Consider the following 7,820-nt stretch of genomic DNA (forward strand, 5'->3'; position numbering starts at 1 on the left):
CTCCTGCCCGATGCGGGCGAAGAGCGGGACGGCACGTAGAATCTGGCGGCCTATGCCACAGTCTTCGACGGGCGAGCTGGCCCGGGAGCAGAAGTACGTCGCCGCGCTGTACGAGCGCCTCGACGTGCTGCGGGAGCGCACGCGCGGGCAGCTCGACGCCGTGCTGGCCCAGGGGGCCTTCGGCACCCACCAGAACCGCTCGGAGCGCGACAGCTTCGCCGTCATGTACACCCAGCGGCTGGCCCGCCTGTGGGCGGTGGAGAACGGCCTGTGCTTCGGCAGGCTCGACCACTCGGAGGGGGAGCGGCTGTACATCGGCCGTATCGGCCTGTCGGACGACGACCAGCACCGGCTGCTGATCGACTGGCGGGCGCCGGTGGCGCAGCCGTTCTACCGGGCCACCCCGGCCGCCCCGATGGGCGTCACCCGGCGGCGGCACCTGCACACGCGGGGCCGCAGGGTCACCGCGATCGACGACGACCTGCTCGACCTCGACGGCCTCACCGACGCCGACCGGGCCTCGCTCAACGGCGAGGCCGCCCTGCTGGCCGCGCTCGGCGAGAAGCGCACCGGCCGCATGCGCGACATCGTGGCGACCATCCAGGCCGAGCAGGACAAGATCATCAGAAGCGACCTGAACGGCGTGCTCGTCGTCCAGGGCGGGCCGGGCACCGGCAAGACCGTGGTGGCCCTGCACCGCGCGGCCTACCTCCTGTACACCTACCGGGAGCGGCTGGAACGCCGGGGCGTGCTGATCCTCGGGCCCAACCCGACCTTCATGCGCTACATCGAGCAGGTGCTGCCGTCCCTCGGCGAGACCGACGTGCTGCTGTCCACCGTGGGCGAGATGTACCCCGGTCTGACCGCGACCCGGGAGGACCCGCCCGAGGCCGCCGCGGTCAAGGGCCGGATCGGGATGGCCGACGTGATCGCGCGGGCCGTACGGGAGCGCCAGCGCATGCCGCGCACGCCCGTGGAGATCCGGCTCGACAAGTTCACGCTGAAGCTCGACCGGCAGACGCTGGAGGCGGCCAGGTCGAAGGCCCGCCGCTCGCGCCGGCCGCACAACCAGGCCAGGGCCGTGTTCGTACGGCACCTGCTGACCGCGCTCACCCGGCAGGCGGCCAGGCACCTGGGCCGCGGCGCGCTCGACGACGCCGACTTCGCCGACCTGCGCGAGGACCTGCGCACCGAGGAGCCGGTGCGGGTGGCGCTCAACCGGCTGTGGCCGTACCTCACCCCGCAGCAGCTGCTGATCGGGCTGTTCACCGACCGCGCGCGGATGTCGGCGGCCGGGCTGGGCGCGCGGGAGTGCGACCTGCTGCTGCGCGAGCCGCCCAAGGCGGGAGAGAAGCCGGGGGAGAACTGGTGGAGCGTGGCCGACGTGCCGCTGCTCGACGAGGCCGCCGAGCTGCTGGGCGACATCGACGAGGGCGTGCTGCGGGCCGCCCGCCGGGCCGAGCAGGAGCGCGAGGAGCGCATCGCCTACGCCCGCGAGGTGCTGGAGCTGACCGGCCTGGCCGACATCATGGACGCCGAGCGCTTCGCCGAACGGCAGCAGGCCGAGGAGACATATCTCACCACGGCCGAGCGGGCCGCCAGGGACCGCACGTGGGCCTTCGGCCACGTGATCGTGGACGAGGCCCAGGAGCTGTCGGAGATGGCCTGGCGGATGGTCATGCGCCGCGTCCCGAGCCGGTCCATGACGATCGTCGGCGACATCGCCCAGACCGGATCGGCGGCGGGCGCGGCGAGCTGGGCGCGGGTCCTCGACCCCTACGTCGCGGGCCGCTGGCGCGAGGAGCGGCTCAGCGTCAACTACCGCACCCCCGCCGAGCTGATGGAGGTCGCCGCCCGCGTGCTCGAGCTGGTCGGCCCCGACCTCAAGGCGCCGGAGTCGGTGCGGGAGACCGGTGAACGGCCGTGGGCCCTGCGGGTCGCGTCCCTGGTGGAGACGGGTCCCGCGGTCGCAGCCGAGGTCGTCGAGGGGGGCCGCCTCGTGGTGATCGCCCCCGCGGGAATGATCGGGGAGATCGGGCAAATCGTCCGGGCCGCCGTGCCGGAGGCCGCCACCGGGTCCGGCCCGGCCGCGCTGGACGCGCCCGTGGCGGTGCTGTCGGTGACCGAGGCCAAGGGGCTGGAGTTCGACTCGGTGATCGTGGTCGAACCCGGCCGGATCCTGCGTGAGTCGCCGCGCGGCCCGAGCGACCTCTACGTGGCCCTCACCCGGGCCACGAGCCGCCTCGGGGTCGTCCACACCGGCGATCTGCCGGAGGCTCTGACCGGTCTGGAACGGCGCTGAACCGGCACCGCTCCCACCTGCGGAAACGTGGTGTTTCCGCTGATCGGGACGCGGTTGACATCTGCGCTGAGGTCGGTAGTTTGCTGCGCAGTCCAGCACGGGACTGACCGGTTGGCCGTTCTATGGCGCCGCTGGCCTCTGCGTCGATGACGGAGCGTGATCCCGTCAGCACACCAGGCGCAGGGCGGCGTTCCGCCGAGGCGGGGCACCCCAGCCGGCCGGGGGGTTGGACCCAGGAGGGGCCCGGGCACCCAGTAGACAACGGAGCTCCGCGCCCGCCGCCGACGGGACGGAACCGGTCCGAAGGGCCGCCCGGGCCCCCTTCATTTCCTCGTAGAGTTGCCGAGGGCCGGTTTGGCGGCTCACGCCGCCGTCTGCGACCCTGACCTGGGATGATTTTCCGCACCAGGACGCGGGCCCATCGACACGCGAGGAGAAACTGTCCCGTGGCACTGAAGACGGCACAGGACGCGGAGCCGGCCGCCGCCGCGGCGCCCGGGCCGCGAGTGCCGGGCGCGCTCATCCGCCTCGCGGCGTCCGTCGCGGGCGGCCTGGTGCTCTACCTCGCCTTCCCGCCCCTCGGCTGGTGGTTCTGCGCGCCCCTGGGCATGGCGCTGCTCGCCCTGGCCATCCGCGGCACCGGGCCGCGCCGGGCCGCGTGGATCGGGTACGCCGGGGGTTTGGCGTTCCTCCTGCCGACGCTGGCCTGGGTCCGCCCCATCGGGGACGACGCCTGGCTGGCCCTCACGGGCATCGAGAGCCTCTTCTGGGCGGCGCTGGCCTGTCTCGCCGCGCTCGTCATGCGGCTGCGCCTGTGGCCGCTCTGGGTGGCCTGCCTGTGGGTGGCACAGGAGTGGGCCCGGGGACTGTTCCCCGTCGGGGGCTTTCCCTGGGCGCGGCTGGCCTTCAGCCAGGGCGAGTCGCCGTACACCGGCTTCGCCGCGCTGGGCGGCGCCCCACTTGTAAGTTTCACGGTCGCCCTCACGGGGATGCTGCTCGCCGCGCTGGTCACACGGCGTCCGCCGAGGTGGCGCGCCGACCGGGTGGTTGCCGGAACGCTCCTCGCCGCGATAGCCGTACCGGTGCTGGGGCTGGTCGTGCCCCGGCCCGGCGACGAGGGCAGGACAGTGCGGATCGGTGTCATCCAGGGCAACGTCCCTGGGCGGGGAATGTACTTCCTCGGCGACGAGCCCGCCGTCGTGCTGCGCAACCACGCCGACGAGACGCACCGGATGGCCGAGGCCGTACGCGCGGGCAAGCTCCCGCGGCCCGACATCGTGGTGTGGCCGGAGAACTCGACCGACATCGATCCCTACAGCAGCGCGTTCGCCCGGCAGGTGATCGAATCCGCCGTGAAGGACATCGGCGTGCCGGTCCTCGTCGGCGCGGTGGTCAAGATCGGCACCGACAAGCGGGCCACCCGCGGCGTGGTGTGGGACCCGGTCACCGGCCCGGGTGCGTACTACGACAAGCGGCGGCTCGTGCCCTTCGGCGAGTACACCCCCATGAAGGACCTGTTCCTCGCGCTGTCGTCGCGGGCCAATCTCGTCGGCCGCCAGTCCGTCGCCGGAGACAGGCCGGGGGCGCTGCGGATGGGCCCGGTGACCGTCGGCACGGTCGAGTGCTACGAGGTGGCGTTCGACAGCACGGTGCGCGAGACCGTGCTGGCCGGCGGCACCCCGCTGGTCGTGCAGACCAACAACGCCAGCTACGCGCTCACCAACCTGCCGCCGCAGCAGCTCGCGATGTCGCAGCTGCGCGCGGTGGAGTTCAACCGCGCGGTGGTCACCGCGGCGACCACCGGCATCTCCGCGTACGTCGCCCCGGACGGCCGGGTCGGCTGGCGTACGGGCGAGCTGGTGGCGGGGATGAACGTCCTGGACGTCCCCGTCAGGACGAAGAACACGGTGGCGGCGGAGGTAGGTGCGCTGCCTGAGTGGATTTTGATACTCATGGGAGCCGGAGCGACGGTGGCGGCCATCTCTGGGCGGAGGAAAAGCTGATGGAGCGGACCCCAGGGCGGGTGCTCGTGATCGTCCCCACGTACAACGAGCGGGAGAACCTCCCGATGATCACGCGGCGGCTGCGTGAGGCGCTGCCCGACGTCCACCTGCTCGTTGCCGACGACAACAGCCCCGACGGCACCGGCCGGATCGCCGACGAGCTGGCCGAGACCGACGACCACGTCCACGTCCTGCATCGGACGAGCAAGCAGGGGCTCGGCGCCGCCTACATCGCCGGGTTCCGGTGGGGCCTGGCCGAGGGCTACGACGTGCTGGTGGAGATGGACGCCGACGGGTCCCACCAGCCCGAGGAGCTGCACAAGCTGCTCGACGCGGTGACCGACGGCGCCGACCTGGCCATCGGGTCCCGGTGGGTGCCCGGCGGCAAGACCGTGAACTGGCCGTTCTCGCGTGAGCTGCTGTCCCGGGGCGCCAACACCTACGTCCGGCTGGTGCTCGGCATCCCGGTCCGCGACGCCACCGCCGGCTTCCGCGCCTACCGCGCGGCCACGCTGGAGAAGATCGGCCTGGACGACGTCGAGTCCCAGGGCTACTGCTTCCAGGTGGACCTGACGCTGCGCACCGTACGGCAGGGCCTGCGGGTTCGGGAGATGCCGATCACGTTCGTCGAGCGCACCGTGGGCAGCAGCAAGATGAGCCGGAGGATCATCATCGAGGCCTTCTGGCGCGTGGCCGTGTGGGGCGTCACGGGGTTCGCCGACCGGTTTCGCCCGAGGCGATAGGCGCGATCCGCAGGAACCCCAGCGGCCGCGGGGACGTTGACGCAGACGTACGAGTGCCGGGGTGAGTGGGGCAAGACATGGTGCGGATCGGGCTGTTCCTCGGGTTCCTCCTGGTTCCCGTCCTGGAGATCTGGTTTCTGATCCGGGTGGGGTCCGTGATCGGCGGGTGGGAGACAGTCGCCCTGCTCATCGCCGACAGCATCCTCGGCGCCTGGCTGGTGCGCCGTGAGGGACGGCGGGCCTGGGCGGCGCTGCGCACGGCCATCGAGTCGGGCCGCATGCCGGACAGGGAACTCGCCGACGGCGCGTTGATCGTCGCCGGCGGCGCCCTCCTGATGACCCCAGGCTTCCTGAGCGACGTGTTCGGGTTCTTCATGATCCTGCCGTTCACCCGGCCGATCGCCCGCCGCTGGCTGTCGTGGTTCCTCGGCCGCCGGGTGCGCTCACTCGCCGCCCGCTCGCCGTACGCGCCGCTCTTCGACGGGACCGCGGGATTCGGCGGGGCGGAGCGCTCTGGTGGGCCCGCCGGGGCCGGCCGTGGCCGCGTGGTGCACGGCGAGATCGTCGACGATGACTGAGCGCGGCCGGGACTGAAAGCGGCGGGGACTGAAAGCGGCCGGGCACGCCGTTGCCCCGGCGGCGGAGGCACACCGGGGCAACGGGGCTGGTGACGGACGAAGCGCGGCCTACAGGCGCGGCTCGTCCTCGCCGGGCACGTCCCGGCGGCGGATGTCCCGCTCCCGGGCGTCCGGGTCGGTGACGAACCGGTCGCCGGACCGCGTCACCGGGTCGCCGGTGCCGAACCGCTCCTGCGATCGGGCCGCCGGGTCCTCGGTGCCGTACCGCTCGCTCGACGTGATCGAAGGATCGCCGGCGCCGAACAGTTCCCCGGACCGGGTCTCGGGGTCGCGCGGCGCCAGAGGCTCACCCGGGTGCGTGCCGGGAATCTCGGCGTCCAGGCGGTCCCTGGAGCCGAGCGCGGGATCGTCGGTGCCGTACCGCTCCCCGCGGCGGGTCACGGCGTAGGCGGACTCCGGAGACGACTCCGTGCGGTCCTCGACGCCGATCCCCAGGCGTTCGCGCTCGCGCCGCCCGCCGCTGTCGGCCCAGCCGGTGAAGCTGTCGGACCGGTTCGCGCGTTCCCAGGCGGCGTCCCAGCTCATGTCGTAGTGACGGTAGAGCTCACGCTCCTGCTCCGCGGACAGGTGCCCGTCGGCGTCCAGTTCCACGTCGGGAGCGTTCTTGACGTGATCCTTGGCGTACGGGACCTCGACATGACCGGCCGTCAGGTTCGCGTCGTGCAGCGGGATGAAGGTCTCCTTGGTGTGGAGAAGTCCCGTCTTGACGCAGACCCACTTCGGCCGTCCCGTCGCGTCGTCCAGGAAGACCTGCGCGACCTCGCCGATCTTGTCGCCGTTGAGGTCGTGGACCGGGTTGTCGAGCACCATGGGGATCTGCTCGTGAGTGATCACGTGCTTCTCCTTGTCTCTCGCTTGGTCGGTCCCTCTCTGGGCTACCGCCGATGGGAGAACGAAAACCACCTTTTTGGAAAATCACCGCTGCCGCGGTGTGTGCCGCGGCGCCGCGGCCTCGACATCGTCGCAGGTGGGCCACGTGATCGCGGCGTCAGCCGCCGTCGCGAAAATCGTCGTCACCATGGCGGGCCGGGCCGGGCGTCCCGGTGGGGCGCCCACCTGCCGGCGGAAGCGCCCGGCCTCGGCCAGCCGGGCAGGCGGGGCAGGCGGGACCGTGGAGCGAGCCGAAGGCTTTTAGTCGAGATTGGCCGGAATTATTCGGTTGCCTGTGACTCCATCTAATTCGGCTCCGCGCTTGAATCGGGCAAGAGCCGGGTGAAAGAATTCATACAAGTATTCGAATGAGTCGGACGGAGGTCTTATGGCGTCGCCACGTGTCGACCCTGATCGTCCCGGCCGTTCGAACATCCAGGACGGGACGTGGTGGGAGCGACTCACTGCTTGCTCGCCTCTCTGGTCATCGGAGGGCGCGACCACCGGCGATGAGCGGATCTGGGGACTCGGCAAAATAAATACCCCGGGCGACTCCGCCCGTGATCCTCGTGTCGCCCGAAGGTGGAAATTCCTCCTTGGGCAAATGCCCCCGCGCTCAAGTACCGCTGCCGACAGCGCCGCTGGTGGGTCTGCCGGTGCCGACGATGCCGGGCCGGATTCTGTCGGGACGGATTCTGTCGGGCCGGACACCGCTGGCGCGGGTGATCGCCGGGGCCGGTCGTCGTGGGTGCTGGTGGCCTCGGTGCGGGAGTCGGCGCAGGCGTTGGCGTTGGCGCCGGTTCCGGACGATGTGGACATTTGCCTGGCCGAGGCCGAGGAGTTGTTGTTCGCCCGGGATCGGATCACGTGTGCTCTTGCGGATCGGGTGGGGCGGGTGCATCGGGTGGGGCAGGCCAGGCGGCACGGTCATGCCTCCACGCGTAGCTGGCTGCGCACCTCGGGCGGGATGACGGTGGCGGGAGCAAGCCGGCTGCTGACCCTGGGCATCGAGTTGGCCCGCCTGCCTCGGGTGCGGGAGAAGTTCGCCACCGGCGAGCTGGCGGCCGGAGTGGTGGAAGCCATCTGCGCGGCGATCTCCGGGTTGTCGGATGAGCAGGCCGCCCTGGCCAAGTCGATCCTGCTGGAACTGGCCGCCAAAGCGGGTGCGGCGGAGGTGGCCAAGGCCGGCCGCTATCTGCGGGCGATACTCGACCCCGACGGCGAGGACCGCGATGAGCGGGCCGACTACGCGCGGCGGTTCCTG

General features: G+C 71.8%; 6 protein-coding genes. 5 read left to right on the forward strand and 1 reads right to left on the reverse strand.

What is annotated here, in order from left to right; translation table 11 throughout:
• Positions 1–52: 52 nt before the first annotated feature.
• From AAH991_RS19865 to AAH991_RS19880, 4 genes are all read left to right on the forward strand, one after another.
• Complete coding sequence (locus AAH991_RS19865; RefSeq protein ID WP_346227354.1) at positions 53–2,302, forward strand: HelD family protein; 2,250 nt, start codon at positions 53–55, stop codon at positions 2,300–2,302.
• Positions 2,303–2,748: 446 nt separating this feature from the next.
• Positions 2,749–4,305: an apolipoprotein N-acyltransferase gene (lnt, locus tag AAH991_RS19870; RefSeq protein WP_346227355.1), complete on the forward strand. Its 1,557-nt coding sequence runs from the start codon at positions 2,749–2,751 to the stop codon at positions 4,303–4,305.
• Positions 4,305–5,048, forward strand: a complete 744-nt coding sequence (locus AAH991_RS19875; protein ID WP_346227356.1) for a polyprenol monophosphomannose synthase — start codon at positions 4,305–4,307, stop codon at positions 5,046–5,048. The genes lnt and AAH991_RS19875 overlap by 1 nt, the downstream gene beginning before the upstream one ends.
• Before the next feature lie 77 nt (positions 5,049–5,125).
• Positions 5,126–5,626, forward strand: a complete 501-nt coding sequence (locus AAH991_RS19880) for an FxsA family protein (RefSeq protein ID WP_346227357.1) — start codon at positions 5,126–5,128, stop codon at positions 5,624–5,626.
• Between the two features lie 108 nt (positions 5,627–5,734).
• Here the strand turns inward: AAH991_RS19880 and AAH991_RS19885 are convergent, their stop codons facing one another.
• Positions 5,735–6,520: a PRC-barrel domain-containing protein gene (locus AAH991_RS19885; protein WP_346227358.1), complete on the reverse strand. Its 786-nt coding sequence runs from the start codon at positions 6,518–6,520 to the stop codon at positions 5,735–5,737.
• A gap of 784 nt (positions 6,521–7,304) precedes the next feature.
• On the opposite strand from AAH991_RS19885, the gene AAH991_RS19890 reads away from it, so the two are divergent.
• On the forward strand, positions 7,305–7,820 hold a 516-nt coding region (locus AAH991_RS19890; protein WP_346227359.1), incomplete at its 3' end, for a DUF222 domain-containing protein.

Origin of the sequence: Microbispora sp. ZYX-F-249 (assembly GCF_039649665.1) — a bacterium.
Classification (GTDB): domain Bacteria; phylum Actinomycetota; class Actinomycetes; order Streptosporangiales; family Streptosporangiaceae; genus Microbispora; species Microbispora maris.